General features: G+C 60.8%; 13 protein-coding genes. 11 read left to right on the forward strand and 2 right to left on the reverse strand.

Annotation, left to right across the window (positions count from 1 at the left end; translation table 11 throughout):
* The 7 genes from waaC (at position 1) to HBO05_RS10400 (ending at position 6,444) form a co-directional block, all read left to right on the forward strand.
* Positions 1–1,062, forward strand: a complete 1,062-nt coding sequence (gene waaC, locus HBO05_RS10370; protein ID WP_172312554.1) for a lipopolysaccharide heptosyltransferase I — start codon at positions 1–3, stop codon at positions 1,060–1,062.
* Positions 1,062–2,183: a glycosyltransferase family 4 protein gene (locus HBO05_RS10375; RefSeq protein WP_170042417.1), complete on the forward strand. Its 1,122-nt coding sequence runs from the start codon at positions 1,062–1,064 to the stop codon at positions 2,181–2,183. The genes waaC and HBO05_RS10375 overlap by 1 nt, the downstream gene beginning before the upstream one ends.
* A complete protein-coding gene (rfaP, locus tag HBO05_RS10380) occupies positions 2,183–2,989 on the forward strand; it encodes a lipopolysaccharide core heptose(I) kinase RfaP (RefSeq protein WP_169952297.1) in 807 nt (268 codons plus the stop codon). Before HBO05_RS10375 ends, rfaP begins: the two co-directional genes overlap by 1 nt.
* Positions 2,989–3,723: a lipopolysaccharide kinase InaA family protein gene (locus HBO05_RS10385; protein WP_170042419.1), complete on the forward strand. Its 735-nt coding sequence runs from the start codon at positions 2,989–2,991 to the stop codon at positions 3,721–3,723. The genes rfaP and HBO05_RS10385 overlap by 1 nt, the downstream gene beginning before the upstream one ends.
* The gene (locus tag HBO05_RS10390) at positions 3,720–4,472 is read left to right on the forward strand and encodes a lipopolysaccharide kinase InaA family protein (RefSeq protein WP_169952293.1); all 753 of its coding nucleotides are present in this window, start codon (positions 3,720–3,722) and stop codon (positions 4,470–4,472) included. Before HBO05_RS10385 ends, HBO05_RS10390 begins: the two co-directional genes overlap by 4 nt.
* A complete protein-coding gene (locus HBO05_RS10395) occupies positions 4,472–5,923 on the forward strand; it encodes a lipopolysaccharide kinase InaA family protein (protein ID WP_172312556.1) in 1,452 nt (483 codons plus the stop codon). The genes HBO05_RS10390 and HBO05_RS10395 overlap by 1 nt, the downstream gene beginning before the upstream one ends.
* Positions 5,924–6,132: 209 nt before the next feature.
* On the forward strand, positions 6,133–6,444 hold the full coding sequence (locus tag HBO05_RS10400; protein WP_172312558.1) for a hypothetical protein: 312 nt from the start codon (positions 6,133–6,135) through the stop codon (positions 6,442–6,444).
* 151 nt (positions 6,445–6,595) lie between these two features.
* On the opposite strand, the gene HBO05_RS10405 is transcribed toward HBO05_RS10400, so the two are convergent.
* Entirely contained in the window at positions 6,596–8,689 is a 2,094-nt protein-coding gene (locus HBO05_RS10405) for a TonB-dependent receptor (RefSeq protein ID WP_172312560.1), read from the reverse strand.
* A gap of 163 nt (positions 8,690–8,852) precedes the next feature.
* On the opposite strand from HBO05_RS10405, the gene HBO05_RS10410 reads away from it, so the two are divergent.
* The 4 genes from HBO05_RS10410 (at position 8,853) to HBO05_RS10425 (ending at position 13,631) form a co-directional block, all read left to right on the forward strand.
* Positions 8,853–9,194, forward strand: a complete 342-nt coding sequence (locus HBO05_RS10410; protein ID WP_346266505.1) for a YceK/YidQ family lipoprotein — start codon at positions 8,853–8,855, stop codon at positions 9,192–9,194.
* A 151-nt stretch (positions 9,195–9,345) separates the two neighbouring features.
* Entirely contained in the window at positions 9,346–11,100 is a 1,755-nt protein-coding gene (locus HBO05_RS10415; RefSeq protein ID WP_172312562.1) for a carbamoyltransferase, read from the forward strand.
* Positions 11,093–11,998 carry a glycosyltransferase family A protein gene (locus HBO05_RS10420; RefSeq protein ID WP_169952283.1) on the forward strand — a complete coding sequence of 302 codons (906 nt, stop codon included), beginning with the start codon at positions 11,093–11,095 and terminating at the stop codon, positions 11,996–11,998. The genes HBO05_RS10415 and HBO05_RS10420 overlap by 8 nt, the downstream gene beginning before the upstream one ends.
* Before the next feature lie 160 nt (positions 11,999–12,158).
* Positions 12,159–13,631 carry a hypothetical protein gene (locus tag HBO05_RS10425; protein ID WP_169952281.1) on the forward strand — a complete coding sequence of 491 codons (1,473 nt, stop codon included), beginning with the start codon at positions 12,159–12,161 and terminating at the stop codon, positions 13,629–13,631.
* 2 nt (positions 13,632–13,633) lie between these two features.
* Here HBO05_RS10425 and HBO05_RS10430 read toward each other — a convergent pair whose 3' ends face one another.
* Complete coding sequence (locus HBO05_RS10430; protein ID WP_169952279.1) at positions 13,634–14,290, reverse strand: phosphotransferase; 657 nt, start codon at positions 14,288–14,290, stop codon at positions 13,634–13,636.
* Positions 14,291–14,379 lie beyond the last annotated feature (89 nt).

Here is a 14,379-nt window from a genome sequence, read left to right on the forward strand (position 1 = left end):
TTGCGGGTACTGGTAATCAAGACCTCATCCCTGGGCGATGTGATCCACGCCTTGCCGGCATTGACCGACGCGGCCCGGGCGATCCCGGGGATCCGTTTCGACTGGGTGGTGGAAGAGGGCTTCGCCGAAATCCCCACCTGGCACCCGGCGGTGGACAAGGTGATCCCGGTGGCGATTCGCCGCTGGCGCAAGAACCTCTGGCAGACCTTCAAGAGCGGCGAGTGGCGCCGCTTCAAGAAGCAGGTCCAATCGACCAAGTACGACCTGGTGATCGACGCCCAGGGCCTGCTGAAAAGCGCCTGGCTGACCCGCTATGTGCGGGCGCCGGTGGCGGGTTTTGACAAAAATTCAGCCCGCGAACCCATCGCCGCGCGCTTCTATTCCCGGCGCCTGGCGGTTGCGCGTGGGCAGCATGCAGTGGAGCGCCTGCGCCAGTTGTTCGCCGTGGCCCTGGGCTATGACCTGCCCAAAGGCCTGGGGGATTACGGCCTGAGCACCGAAAAACTGCTCGGCCTGCCGCCGAAGAAGCCCTTTGTGTTGCTGCTGCACGGCACCACCTGGGACACCAAGCACTGGCCCGAAGCCTATTGGCGCGAGCTGGCCGAACGCATGGGCAGCCTGGGGGTGGATGTGAAGTTGCCATGGGGCAATGCCGCCGAAAAAGCCCGCGCCGAGCGCCTGGCCCAAGGCCTGGCCAACGCCGAGGTGCTGCCCAAGCTGAACCTGGCCGGTGTGGCGCGGGTACTGGCCGGCGCCAGGGCCTGTGTGGCGGTGGATACCGGCCTCGGGCACCTGGCCGCCGCGCTGGATGTGCCGACAATTTCCCTGTTCGGCCCGACCAACCCGGGCCTGACCGGTGCCTACGGCAAGGCGCAGATCCATCTGGGCAGCGATTTCCCCTGCGCGCCCTGCCTGCAAAAGAAATGCACCTACCAACCGACCGCCGAAGACCAGCGCCGGTTTGATCTCAAGCGCGAGTGGCCGTTGTGCTTCACTCGCCTGAACCCTGAGCGTGTGGCCAGCCGACTGAGCACGTTGTTATTGGCTGAGGAGCTGCACTGATGCAACTGGCATTTGTACTGTACAAATATTTCCCCTTTGGTGGCTTGCAGCGCGATTTCATGCGCATCGCCCTGGAGTGCCAGCAGCGCGGCCACCAGATCCGTGTCTACACCCTGATCTGGGAAGGCGACGTGCCCCAAGGTTTTGAAGTGCTGGTGGCGCCGGTCAAGGCGTTCTTCAACCATCGGCGCAACGAGAAGTTGACCGCCTGGATGCAGGCCGACCTGGCCAAGCGCCCGGTGGACCGCTTGATCGGCTTCAACAAAATGCCTGGCCTGGATGTGTACTACGCGGCAGACGGCTGTTTTGAAGACAAGGCGCAGAACCTGCGGCACTCGCTGTATCGCAGCTTCGGCCGCTACCGGCACTTTGCTGAGTACGAGCGGGCGGTGTTTGCCAAGGACGCCAAGACCCAAGTGCTGATGATCTCCGAGGTCCAGCAGCCGCTGTTTATCAAGCACTACGACACGCCGCTGGCGCGCTTCCACCTGCTGCCACCGGGTATCGCCCAGGATCGTCGGGCGCCGCCGAATGCGGCCGAGATCCGCGCAGGCTTTCGCGCCGAATTCAACCTTGCGCACGATGACTTGCTGCTGGTGCAGATCGGCTCGGGTTTCAAGACCAAGGGCGTGGATCGCAGCCTCAAGGCACTGGCCGCACTGCCGCCAGACCTGAAAAAGCGCACCCGTCTGTTTGTAATTGGCCAGGACGACCCCAAAGTATTCCAATTGCAGAGTGCTACCCTTGGCCTGGGCGACAATGTGCAGTTCCTCAAGGGGCGCAGCGATATCCCGCGTTTTTTGCTGGGCGCCGACCTGTTGATTCACCCGGCGTACAACGAAAACACCGGGACCGTGCTGCTCGAAGCCCTGGTGGCCGGGTTGCCGGTATTGGTCACGGCGGTGTGTGGTTATGCCCATTACATCAGCGAGGCCGATTGCGGGCGTGTGCTTGACGAGCCTTTCGAGCAGGCCCAGCTCAACCAGTACCTGGCCGGGATGCTCAGTGATCAGCAGCAACGTGCGGCCTGGAGCCGCAATGGTCTGGCCTTCGCCGAGACGGCCGACCTCTATAGCATGCCGCAGCACGCTGCGGATGTAATTCTGGCGGAGCAACACTGATGAAGTTGATTCTTGCCGAACCGTTCAAGAGCCTTTGGGCCGGGCGCGATGCGTTCGCCGAAGTCGAGCTGTTGGAGGGTGAGGTTTACCGTGAACTGGAAGCCCGTCGCACCTTGCGCACCGAGGTGGATGGGCGCGGCTACTTTGTGAAAATCCACCGTGGCATCGGCTGGGGTGAAATCTTCAAGAACCTGTTCACCGCCAAATTGCCGGTGCTGGGCGCCGGGCAGGAGTGGCAGGCGATCCAGCGCCTGCACGAAGTGGGCGTCCCGACCATGACCGCCGTGGCCTACGGCGAACGTGGCGCCAACCCGGCCGACCAGCATTCCTTTATTGTCACCCAAGAGCTGGCGCCGACCATCAGCCTGGAAGACTTGAGCATGGACTGGCTCAAGCAGCCGCCCGAGCCGCGTCTCAAGCGCGCGCTGATTGCCGAAGTGGCGCGCATGACCGGGATGATGCATCGCGCCGGCGTCAACCATCGTGACTGCTACATCTGCCACTTCCTGCTGCACACCGACAAGCCGGTGACGGCCGATGACTTCAAGCTGTCGGTGATCGACCTGCACCGCGCCCAGGTGCGGCCGCGCATCAGTCAGCGCTGGCGCAACAAGGACCTGGCGGCCCTGTATTTTTCGATTCTGGATATCGGCCTGACCCGCCGCGACAAATTGCGCTTCCTCAAGGGCTACTTCCAGCAGCCCCTGCGCCAGATCCTGGCCGAGGAAGGCGCGTTGCTGCAGTGGCTGGAGCGCAAGGCCAGCAAACTCTATGACCGTAAAATCCGCTACGGAGGCGCGCTCTGATGGCGGGTTGGAACCTGGAACCTGCTTACTCGGAGCTTGTGGACGATTTTGGTAGCCTCGACGCGGTGTTCGCCCTGCAAGGCGAGCGGCTGACCCGAGACCCACTGTCCGAAGTGATTCGCGTGGAGCGCGGCGGGGTCAACTACTACGTCAAGCGCTACACCGGCGCCGGCAAAGGCTTGCGGCGTTACTTGGGCAAGCCACGGGTCAAGTCCGAATGGCAGAACCTCAAGCGCTTCGCCAAGTGGGGCATCCCCACGGCCGAAGTCGTGGCCTGGGGCCTGGAGCGCAAGGGCCTGGCCTATGATCGTGGGGCGATGATCACCCGCGAGTTGCCGCGCACTGAAGACCTGGCGGCCCTGGCCGAACGCAAGGACCCGCAATTGTCCGACCCAGCGTGGGTCGACAAGGTCAGCCGCCAGCTCGCCGAATACACCCGGACCATGCACGACCACCGGTTTACCCACAACGATTTGAAGTGGCGCAACCTGTTGATCGACGACCAGCAGACCCTGTACCTGATCGACTGCCCCAACGGCGACTTTTGGCGCGGCTTCTGGCTCAAATACCGGATCACCAAGGACTTGGCGTGCCTGGACAAGGTCGCCAAATACCACTTGTCGGCCACCCAGCGCCTACGCTTCTACATGCAATATCGTCGGCGCAAGCACCTGAACACATCGGATAAGCAGCGGATCCGCCATGTGCTGAAGTTTTTCGAGGGACGCGAATGAATGACTTCCTGGCAACTGAAGACCGGGCCTTGCTGGAGCGCAATGGCCTGGCTGACTTCGACGCCCTGTGGGCCAGGCAACTGGATGCAGTGGACGAGCCCAACACCAGTCGCGGCGGCTGGAGCAGTGTGTTCCGCCTGGAGCTGGAGGGCCGTGGCTTCTACCTCAAGCGCCAGAGCAACTACCTGACGCGCACCCTGCATCGGCCGTTTGGCGAGCCAACCTTTGCCCGCGAGTTTCGCAATATCAGCCGCTATCGGCAGAAGGCGATCCCAGCCTTGCAGGCCGCCTTTTATGGCGAGCGCAAAGTTGCCGGCGAATACCGCGCCTTGCTGCTGACCCGCGCGCTGGATGGCTGGAATGACCTGGATTCACTGCTGGAGCAGTGGCCGGCCCTGAGCGAAGCCCAGCACCACGCAATCCTCGTGGCCTGCGGCCAATTGGCGCGCAAGCTCCATGGTGTCGGCCAGGTGCATGGCTGTTTTTACCCCAAGCACATCTTCCTGCAGGCCACCGGCGACGGTTACGCGGCGCAGTTGATCGACCTGGAAAAAACCCGGCCGCTGTTGCTGGGCCGGCGTGATCGGGTCAAGGATCTGGAGCCGCTACTGCGCCGTGCCGGGGCATGGACCGCAGAGCAGGTGCGGCAATTTCTGGCGGCTTACCTCGACCAGCCGGTCGACAGTTCGCTGGTGGATACCTGGGCAACTTACCTGGCGGGGCGCCGCAGTCACAAGGAGGCCCGCTGATGCGGCTGTCTGAACTCAAAAACGCCGGGCGCACCCCCGCGCTGCCGTTGAGTATTGAGTTGGCGGATGCAGCGGGCCCTGGGCAGTTGCAGTTGCTGAGCCTGTTGCGGGTGTTGCCCGGCCAGCGTTATGTGGGCGCGGCCATCTGGCGCGGCCGGCCGGTGCTGGCCAAGTTGCTGGTGGGTAGCAACGCCGCGCGACATTTCCAGCGCGAACTCCAGGGCGTGCGCCTGCTCGCCGAGCAAGGCCTCACTACCCCGCTGTTGCTTGCCGACGGCCTGCAAGACGGCGAGGGTGGCTGGCTGCTGTTCGAGTTTCTGGAAGGGGCCCAAAGCCTGGCCGACGCCTGGGCGGCAGTCGAAGCCTTGCCGCTCTTGGCCGATGAGCAACAGGCGGTACTGGCCCAAGCGCTGGGTGCGATTGCCCAGATGCACGCCAAGGGTTTGTGGCAGGAAGATCTGCACCTGGACAACCTGATGCGTCAGGCTGACAAGCTGTATTTGATCGACGGGGGGGGCATCTGCGTCGAGCAGGCGGGTAAACCCCTGTCACGCAACCGGGTGCTGGAAAACCTCGGGGTGTTTTTTGCCCAGTTGCCGAGTGACCTCGAACCGTTTACCGAAGAATTACTGGTGCACTACCTGTTAAGCAACGGCGAGCACGCGTTGCCTCTGGAAGCCTTGCAAAAACAGGTGCGCAAAGTGCGCGCATGGCGCCTGAAAGACTTCATGGGCAAGATCGGCCGTGAGTGCACCTTGTTCAGCGTAGTGCGCGGGGCCTTTGGGCTGCGCGCCATCCGGCGTGAAGAAGAAGCCACCCTGCTGCCGGTGCTGGCAAACGTCGATAGGCTTATCGACCAGGGCCAAATGTACAAGGCCGGCGCCTCGGCCACGGTGGCCGGGGTTGATGCTGCGGGTCGAGCGCTGGTGATCAAACGCTACAACATCAAGGGTTTTACACACTGGCTCAGGCGCTTCTGGAGGCCCAGCCGCGCCTGGCACGCCTGGAGCGAAGGCAACCGCCTGACATTCCTGGGGATTGCCACACCCAAGCCCCTGGCGCTTCTGGAACGACGCTTTTTCTGGCTGCGCGGCCGGGCTTATCTGGTCACCGAGCACCTGTCCGGGCCCGACCTGATCGAGCACCTGGCCCCTTACGTGGACAGCGGCGAGGTGCCCGAGCCTGAACTGCTGGCCCTGGAGCGCCTGTTTGGCGAACTGATTCGCGAGCGGATCAGCCATGGCGACTTCAAGGGGCGCAACCTGTTCTGGCAAGGGGGGCGTTGGGTGCTGATTGATCTGGATTCGATGTGTCAGCATGGCTCGCTGAGCAGCTTCGCACCGGCGTTTGCCAAGGACCGTGCGCGGTTTATGCGCAACTGGCCGGCTGATAGTGCTTTGTATCGCGTGATTGATCAGCGCTTGCCCAAGGTGAGCGCGTTAGCTAGGTGATCCGCGTGAGGCCGTCATAAGTCGTAGCGATTTTTTCAGGTCTGGGAAGTCACAGTGTTTTCGAAGGCAAGGGGCATTACTTAATATTTTGATTAAGTAGTGCTCTGGACATTGTTCGTTGGGGTTAATAGGTTGTATCGACGCTTGATAAAAATATCTTATATAGATGTTTATTGAGTGATCGAAATGTTAATTCCGGGAGTGTGCAAATGACTTCGATAACAGGTTTTCAACCGTTTTCTTTTTACAGTGATCTGGCCGGTAAAAATAAGCCGATAGATCCGGTGAATCCAACAAGTCCGATAGATAAAGTGCAGTCGGGTGTCCGCAATCCAAAGGACACAACCGCTGGTGATGGCGCCGAATTTTTTAACGCCGATACCCAGGAATGGCAGCCAACCGCATCTAATGGCAAAGGTGATGGCGGTTATGTGAGCTTTGGTGATCCCTATCGAGAGCCCATAGATCATGAACTGGTTTACGGGGCTAATGGAGAGTGGCAATTAAAGGCTGATGGGTGATTGCTCAAAAGTTGAGTAGGTGTTTGCGTTTATAGTTCTTTATGATTTTGGTGGGTACTTTTCCAAAGTGTAGGGGCTGAGTTATGGGAAGTGTCTGTTATTGATGTGGGAACCAAATGGGCAATGTTGTTTGCCCATTGGTTTTTATCACTCAAAAACTGTACTGGGCTCCTGCGCCCGCATACCACGACCTGCCGGGCGCGGCTTCGTAATAACGATCGTTGCCATCGCCAACAATCACCGAACCGACATACTGGCGATCCAGCAGGTTGTCCAGGCGCAGGGTCTGGTGAAAGGTCCAGTGTTCGACCTTCTGCTCAAAGCGTGCACGCCAGTTGAAAACGCTGTAAGCCGGAGCGGCATGCTTCTGGTTGGTGTCTTCGACATAGATCTTGCTGCGGTACATGCCTTCAACGGCGGTACTCACCCAGTCCCTTGGTTTCCAGTTCAGTTCGGCAAAGAGCGTGGTCTGTGGGACGCCGGGTAGGTAGTTGCCCTTGTCCACGGTTTTGCCGCTGTTGCTGAAGTTGCTGTCGTAGGTGGCTTGCAGGCGGGTGTAGGCGAGGTTGGCGCTCCACTGTTCGCTCAGTTGGCTTTCGATGCCCAGCTCAAAGCCACGGCGTAGGGTGCGGCCGGCGTTTTGGTAGCTGGTGCGTCCATCCTTCGATGCATTGACCACCAACTCATCTTCCGTAGCTATTTGGAATACGGCAGCGTTGACCCGCGTGCTGTTGTTCACCTGCGCCTTCAAGCCCACTTCATATTGAGTGCTTTCTGACGGCTTCAGGCCGAAGTTGAAACCTTCGATGTCACCAGGGGCGTAAGCCAGCTCTGCCTGGGTCGGCGTTTCGAAGCCCTTGCCGGCGCTGACATAGCCGTGCAGGTCAGGGGTGAACGCGTACATCACGCTCATCGAGGGCGTGTTCTTCTGATAGGTCTTATTGCCGCTGGCATCGCCATTGCTCAGGAACTGGTCATCCACGTCCATTTCCATCGTGCTGTGGCGCAGCCCGGCTTGCAGGGTCCAGCGCTCGATGGCCCAGTTGGCCTGGATGTACGGGTCGAGGCTGCGGGCGGTGTCGATTTCATTGCGGCGTAATTCGCCTTTCACGCCGAGGGTGTTGCCGCTGTAGTTCTGGTAGCCGTGGCGGCTGTCTTCGCTCTGGTCGAAGTCCAGGCCGGTGATGATCATCAATTCGCCCGGCACGCTGTCGATGGGCTGCATCCAGCGCACGCCACCGCCGTAGAACTTGCGGTCGAATTGCACCACGCCGCCGCCGCGTTCGTTGCTCGCTACGCCCTTGGGAATCGACAAATACTGAATCACACTCCGCCGCCCGGTATAGGCATTCACCTGCAACGTTGCATCGCCAATGTACCGCTCGTAATTCATCCCCAGTTGCTGATGATCAATGCTCTTGCGCGTGTTGTACGCCAGGGCATTGCTGTTTACCGAACGCGGGTCGGCCTTGTAGCCTGTCCAGGTTTGCCCCAGCGGGTCTTGGGTGCCGTTTTGCTCCAGGCTGCTATAGATCAGGGCTAGCTTGCTGTCGTCATCGGGTTCGAGGTTGAGCTTGGCGAAGGTCTGGTCACGGCGGGCGCTGCTGTGGTCGCGGTAGCCGTCGGTGTCCATGCGCGAGGCATCGAGGACAAACCCGGCGCCCTGCACCGCGCCTTCGGCGCTGAGGTGGTTCTTGTTCAGGCCGTCGCTGCCAAACAGGGTTTCGGCGCCGATACGGGGCGGGCCTTCGCCATTGCGCGAAAACATCTGGATCACCCCGCCGGCGTTGCTGCCATACAGGGTGGCGGCCGGGCCGCGCAGTACTTCGATGCGGTCCGCTGTGTCGAGGTTGAAGGTGGCGGCCTGGCCCTGGCCATCCGGGGTGCTGGCGGGGATGCCATCGGCAATCAGCTTGATCCCGCGCACGCCAAACGCCGAGCGCGCGCCAAAGCCGCGGGAGGAAATCTGCAGGTCCTGGGCGTAGTTCTGGCGGTTCTGCACCACCAGCCCCGGCACGCGGGACAGGGCCTCCGAGGCATTGATACCCAACTGGCCGTCGCTGATCTGCTCACGGCTGATGCTGTCCACCGAGTAGGGCAGGTCGAAGCTGCGACTGGCGCTGCGCGAACCTGTCACCACGCTGGGGTCGAGGATCAGCAGGGCATCTTCGGCCAGGGCAGTTTGCTGCAGGCCCGGCAGGCACTGGAGCAACATCGCAAAACACGTGGGGGCAACAACTTTCATGAGCAAACCAACTTCCATGACGCGCAGCGCGGGCGCGGAAAAAGGGCGCGAGTTTAACGATTCTGCACGGCGTTTTTTGAAGAATATTCCCGCAAAATGCCGGCATATTCGTCTTACACAGTCTTGGGTTAGGCTGTGCGCCCCATACCAAAGAGGGTTACCCGTGAATCCTACAAACATTCTGCTGCTCGCCGCCATTGTCCTTTCGACCACGGCCTGCGGCACCCTGAATACGGTGTTTCGCGAAGACGCGGTGGCCAGCCAGAAGCTCAAGGACCTGCGCAGCCACTGCGAGAGCGTGCCCCGTATCTACAGCGGGGTGGTGTATGACTTCTGCTCCCTCAATGGCGAACCCAACAGCAAAAAAAGCCTGGAAGACCAGCAGATCGCCTCGGTGCCGTGGATAGCCATTGATTTCGTCCTATCGGGCGTTCTCGATACTTTGGTACTGCCCTACACCGTCTACCGGCAAAATCGAGACGGCAGTATCGAGATTTTCCGATGATGCCTCTTGTTTCTCCGTGCCATTTGCGGCTAGAGGCGTTTTGCCGCTTTTAAGCTATAATCCCGCCCTTTAGCTTTTCTCGCCGAGGCGAGGGGCTCACATTTTTTCAGGCGCCAGCGCCTGCATGCAGACTAAAAGAGGCTAGACCCCAGTGGCATTGACGATTCTTGGCCTGTCCGGCGCCCTTAGCCATGATCCTTCCGCAGCGTTGTATATCGACGGCAAGCTGATCGCGGCCGCCGAAGAAGAGCGCTTCGTACGCGATAAACATGCAAAGAACCGCATGCCCTACGAGTCGGCGAAGTTCTGCCTGGAACAGGCTGGCATCAAACCCTCCGACGTTGATGTGGTGGCGATCCCGTTTGCCCCGATCAGCCTGTTCGGCGAGGCCCGCTGGCACTATGCCAAGCGTTACTGGTATGCCCCGGACCGCGCCCTTGACGCGATCCTGATGGGCAACCGGCGCTACAAGCGCTACCGCAACAAGATTGTCTGGTGCCTGGAGCAACTGGGCTTCGATCCGAAGAAGATCAAGATCGAGCCGGTTGAACACCACCTGGCCCACGCTTCCAGCGCCTATCACTGCTCGGGTTTCCAGGAGAGGACCGCGATCCTCGGGATCGACGGCAAGGGCGAGTACGCCACCACCTTCTTCGGCTACGGCGAAAACGGCAAGATCCACAAGATCAAGGAATTCTACGATCCGGACTCCCTGGGCGGCCTGTACGGCGCGATCACCGAGTTCCTCGGCTTTGAAATGCTCGACGGCGAGTTCAAGGTCATGGGCATGGCACCCTATGGCGATGCCAGCAAGTACGACTTCTCGCGCTTGGCCTCCTTTGAAAACGGTGAGCTGGTGATCAACACCGACTACGCCAACGTCATCGGCCTGCGCCGCTATAAAGAGAAGGGCAAGGGCTTCTACTTCTCGCCAAAACTGATTGAGTGGCTGGGTCCCAAGCGTGAAGGCGACATCGCCGACGAGCCGTACATCCACTACGCAGCCAGCATGCAGGCGCTGTTCGAGAAACTGGCCTTGCAGATGATTGACCATTACCTGGGCGATATCCTCAAGGAAACCGGCAAGCTGGCCTTCGCCGGCGGCTGCGCGCTGAACGTCAAGTTGAACCAGAAGATCATTGCCCGCGACGACGTCAAGGAGCTGTTCGTGCAGCCGGCGTCCGGTGATGCCGGCACTGCCGTGGGCGCGGCGGCCTATGTGTCCCATGCCCGTGGGGTACCGGTAGAGAAGATGGAACACGTCTATCTCGGCCCGTCCTACAGCAATGAAGAAGTGATTGCCGCGTGCGCCAAGCACCCGAGCAAGCCGAAGTGGCGCCAGATCGACGACATGCCCAAGCGCATCGCCCAGATCATGGTCGACGGCAATCCGGTGGCCTGGTTCCAGGGCCGCATGGAGTTCGGCCCGCGCGCCCTGGGCGGACGTTCGATCATTGGTTGCCCGAGCGCCGTGGGCGTGGCTGACCGGATCAACCACCAGATCAAGTTCCGCGAGCGCTGGAGGCCTTTCTGCCCGTCGATGCTCGACACCGTGGCCCCGCAGATGATCAAGGTCGATCACCCGGCCCCGTTCATGACCTTCACCTTTGAAGTGGCCGAAGAGTGGAAAACCCGCGTGCCGGAAGTAGTCCATGAAGATGGCACCTCCCGCGCCCAGGTGCTCAAGCGCGAGTACAACCCGCGCTACTACGACATGATGAAAGAGCTGGAAGTGCTGACCGGCAACGGTGTGTCCCTGAACACCTCGCTCAATCGCCGCGGCGAAGCGATGATCTGCTCGCCGACCGACGCCCTGAACATGTTCTTCGGCTCCGATCTGCAGTACCTGATCATGGAAGACATCCTGGTCGTCAAAGACGGTGTGGAAGGGCAAGCCGTTGACTGAAGCACTGATTGGCGTCGTCATCCCGGCCTACAACTACGCGCGCACCCTGGGGCGCGCGGTTGAGTCGGTGCTGGCGCAACTCGACGAAGCCGATGCGCAGCTGTTGGTGATTGATGACGGCTCTACCGATGAGACGCCGCAGGTGCTGGAAGCTCTGCTGGCCAAGCACCCCGGGCGTTTCCAGGCCCTGCGCAAGCCCAATGGCGGCCTGGCCTCGGTGCGCAATCGCGGGATTGAGGAGTCTGCGGGCCAGTACCTGATGTTCCTCGACGCCGATGATGAAATGGCCCCAGGCGCCCTGGCCCTGGTTGCGCAGCATATTGCTGCTCACCCGGATAGCCGCCTGATCATCGGTGGCCACTGGTCGGTATTTGAAGATGGCAAGCGCCGCCTGCATGCCGTCAAGCCGCTGCCTGCCACCCCATACCAGCGGGTGCGCGGGTACTTGCTGGACAAGACCATCGCGATCTCCAATGGCGCTTGCGCCATGCACCGCGACATCTTCGCGGTGGGCAACTACCCGGAGCGCATGCGTAACGCCGAGGATATCCCGGTGTTTGCCCAGGCCCTGGCGCGCGTGCCTTGCACGGTCATCGACCAGCCACTGGCGCTGATCTACAAGCATGCGGATAGCCTGCGACATGACATCAACCACAGTGTCGCCGCTGGCGTGAGCCTGGTAGACGAGGTGTTTTCGCCGGTGCGTATGCCAGCAGAGTTGCAAGGCCTGCGCAGTGCGTTTCTCGCGCAGCGCTGCCTGTCGTTGTTTCGCAATTGCTTCAGTGCTGGGGAATACACGCTTGCCAGGCAGTTTTACTGCCAGGCGGTACGTACCGACTGGCGCGCCCTGACGCGCTGGTCGTACACACGCAAGGCGCTTCAGCTGATGTTCAAGTAAGCGCTTTATAGCCTGTTACGCTACGCCGGGAATTACCTATGCAGCGCCAGAGTTGATTGCAATGACTGGGCGCTGGGTTTTCGTGGTGCAGTGGTTTTTCTGAAATGTATGTTTTCAAATCTTGTGCACGCGATGTGACGCCAGGTTTTAAGGGGGGGGTGTGGTTGGAATAGGCAGCAAGTTGTGGGCCCGGGTGTTGAGTATTGTCGTCGAGCATCCCGTTCGAGTGGCATTTTTTGGGAGCCTGCTGCTGTCCCTGATCGCTGTGCTGGGCGCAGCGACTGTCGGACGTGATGCGGCTTTCTACCTGACCATTGCCCAGGACGCTCACGTCCATGGCCCGAAAGCCGCCTTTGCCGTATTCAACTGGCCCTGGTTCTCCCTGCTCCTGGCGGGCACCCATTCGGTTTCAGCCCTGCCCATAGAACTGAGTGCGTACTTGTGGTGTTCGCTGTTTGCTGCCGGTACCTGTGCGCTACTGGTTGACTGCGTGCGCCAGCGCTCGGTGCAGGTGGCGCCTTGGGCTTGCCTGGTGGTGTTGGCGATGCCTGCGTTCAACCAGTTTCGTGGCGAGATCCTGCGTGAGTTCGGCTTCTGGTTCTTCTGCATCCTGACGCTTTGGCTGGCCATGCGCTGGCAGGCCCGCGGTGGATGGCTGCGGGCGGCAATCATCCACCTGGCGATTGTCGCGGCGGCAGCCTTCCGGCTGGAAGCGTTGTTGCTGTTGCCGGCGTTGGGCTTATGGCAGTTGCCTGGCCTGTGGGTGCGCGAGCGGCGCCTGGCGCTCCTGCAGTTTGTGGCGCTGCCGCTGTTGGGTGTCGTGGCGGGGATAGTGCTGGTCTCGGCCACCGATGGTTTTACATCGGCTCGCGTTGACTACTATCTGGGCTTGATCAACCCCAACCAGGTGCTGGCGTCGTTTGACTTGCTGCGCGATCAGTTCGCCAACTCGCTGATCAACAAGTACTCCCAGGATGAAGCCGGACGCATCATCTTTTTTGGCATCCTGGCGGCCATGGCCATCGGCTTTGTAAATATTTGCGGTCCGTTTGCCGTGCCGTTTTTGCGTGGCCGCAATTGGCAGGCGATCAAGCGCTACTGGCACGAATACCGGCCTTTTGCCTGGGCGGCGCTGTTGTACCTGTTGGTATTGCTGCTGTTCTTTATCCAGCAGCAGTTCATGAACTTGCGCTACATGAGCTTCCTGAACCTACTGTTTGTGCCGGCGCTGGCCTTGGCGATGCAGATGTTTGCCCAACAGTTCCCGCGCCTGGGCAAGGCCCTGGTGGCGGTCTGCCTTTTGGTGATGTTGTCCAATGTGGTGTCCACCGGGCCGGGCAAGGTCCAGTACGTTGACGCGGGGCGCTGGATGGCGGCGAATGTCGAGCCGGATGTCCCAGCGTATTTCGATGACGGCCGGATCGGCTATTACGCCGGGCGTGGTTATCTGCTCAAGCAATTGACCCGGGAAGCGGCGATGTCGCCGGCCTATGCGGATCAATTCCGCTATTTCCTGATCGAGGCCCGCGGTAACGAGCCCTGGCTCATCAGTTGGCTGGCCGAGCGCAACATGCGCATCGTCGAGCGCTTCGCCAATCGCCGAGGCGCCACGGTGCTGATCATCACCCGGTGAAGTCAGTCCAGTAATTGCCGCAGGCGCTCAATCAGCGGCGCCTGCTGACTGCCGGCCGGCAAGCCCTGGCGATAGCCATCGAAGAAGGCTTGCCCGGCATCATCGCCCAGCAGCCATTGCCGATCCTCGGGATAGCGCCGCAGATGGCTGAAGTTACGCAGGCGCTTGCTCTGGCTCAGGGCGGCGGCCTGGCAACTCAGGTCGGCAATGTCGATCAGCCCCAGGGTGTTTTCCGGAGTCAGGACCACGTTGCCAAAGTGCAGCGAGCGAAAGTACACGCCCTTCTCATGCAGTTGCGCAATGAAACAGCCCAGGCGCACACGCAAGGCGTCGGCCTCGGCCTTGGCGAGTTTCAACTGGCGGATGGTTTCCCCGGCCAGCGGGCTGTAATACACCGCGTCCCGCGCAATGCTGGGAATGCGATACACCGCAATGATGCGCGGGCAGGGGATATCCCGTTGCTGCAATGCGCGGGTGTTGTTGGCGAAGCGCTGGGCATACGGGTAGAACAGCGCCGAACTGAGCAGGCGCTTGCGCCGGAACAGTTTGAGCATGCAACCATCGGTCAACCGGAGCACCTTGTCGCCAGAACCATCGGCTTCCAGCACCTGCGCGCCGGCGCGCAATGCCTCATAGGTGTTGTGATCGATTACTTGCATGCCTGACTCCCATCAATAGCCGGTTATCTTAACCGACTTGATGCAAGGCTGGCCCCTGCTCATGTTTTTTGGGGCGAAGAGGCCTGTGA

The organism is Pseudomonas sp. WS 5079 (assembly GCF_012985465.1).
Taxonomy (GTDB): domain Bacteria; phylum Pseudomonadota; class Gammaproteobacteria; order Pseudomonadales; family Pseudomonadaceae; genus Aquipseudomonas.